This is a genomic window from Psychrobacter piscatorii, assembly GCF_904846415.1.
Taxonomy (GTDB): domain Bacteria; phylum Pseudomonadota; class Gammaproteobacteria; order Pseudomonadales; family Moraxellaceae; genus Psychrobacter; species Psychrobacter piscatorii.
Genome location: NZ_CAJHAR010000078.1, coordinates 1 through 1,456 on the forward strand (window position 1 = coordinate 1; position 1,456 = coordinate 1,456).

At 49.5% G+C, this 1,456-nt stretch carries 2 rRNA genes; both read right to left on the reverse strand.

The features are described 5' to 3' along the window. Positions 1–9: 9 nt before the first annotated feature. A 5S ribosomal RNA gene (rrf, locus tag JMX83_RS14875) occupies positions 10–123 on the reverse strand. Between the two features lie 165 nt (positions 124–288). Beyond that, a 23S ribosomal RNA gene (locus JMX83_RS14880) occupies positions 289–1,456 on the reverse strand; the annotation flags it as partial.

Sequence of the window (1,456 nt, forward strand, 5' to 3'; positions counted from 1 at the left end):
AGAATAGAGAGCTGACGATGACCTACTCTCACATGGGCGAACCACACTACCATTGGCGCAACGATGTTTCACTTCTGAGTTCGGGAAGGGATCAGGTGGGGCCATCGCGCTATTGTCGTCAGCAAAGGGGGTTAGATATGAGTCTGTTGTTGTTTTACTTATTTGACTAAGTATCACTTAACCTAACTGAATCAAGGTCAAAGGTGATATCGAAATATTCTTTATTCTATAGCCTGAGCTATACAAGATAGATTAATTAGACTTGGTTACAAACCACTTGGGTGTTGTATGGTCAAGCCAAACGAGCAATTAGTACAGGTTAGCTACACACATCGCTGTGCTTCCACACCCTGCCTATCAACGTCCTAGTCTTGAACGGCTCTTTAGGGAAATCTAATCTTGAGGTGGGCTTCCCGCTTAGATGCTTTCAGCGGTTATCCCATCCGAACGTAGCTACCGGGCAATGCCACTGGCGTGACAACCCGAACACCAGAGGTTCGTCCACTCTGGTCCTCTCGTACTAGGAGCAGATCCTCTCAAATTTCCAACGCCCACGGTAGATAGGGACCGAACTGTCTCACGACGTTCTAAACCCAGCTCGCGTACCTCTTTAAATGGCGAACAGCCATACCCTTAGGACCTGCTTCAGCCCTAGGATGAGATGAGCCGACATCGAGGTGCCAAACACCGCCGTCGATATGAACTCTTGGGCGGTATCAGCCTGTTATCCCCAGAGTACCTTTTATCCGTTGAGCGATGGCCCTTCCATACAGAACCACCGGATCACTAAGACCTACTTTCGTACCTGCTCGACTTGTGGGTCTCGCAGTTAAGCGCGCTTTTGCCTTTATACTCTACGACCGATTTCCGACCGGTCTGAGCGCACCTTCGTACTCCTCCGTTACTCTTTAGGAGGAGACCGCCCCAGTCAAACTACCCACCATACATTGTCCTCGGTATTGTTATACCTGAGTTAGAACCCCAACATGACCAGGGTGGTATTTCAAGATTGGCTCCACCAAGACTAGCGTCTCGGCTTCAAAGCCTCCCACCTATCCTGCACAAGTCAGGTCAAAGTTCAATGTAAAGCTGTAGTAAAGGTTCACGGGGTCTTTCCGTCTAGCCGCGGGTACACAGCATCTTCACTGCGATTTCGATTTCACTGAGTCTCTGCTGGAGACAGCGCTGCCATCATTATGTCATTCGTGCAGGTCGGAACTTACCCGACAAGGAATTTCGCTACCTTAGGACCGTTATAGTTACGGCCGCCGTTTACTGGGGCTTCGATCAAGAGCTTCGCTTACGCTAACCCCATCAATTAACCTTCCAGCACCGGGCAGACATCACACCCTATACGTCCACTTTCGTGTTTGCAGAGTGCTGTGTTTTTAATAAACAGTTGCAGCAGCCTGGTATCTGCGACTGCCAACAGCTCAAGGAGCAAGTCCTATCACCA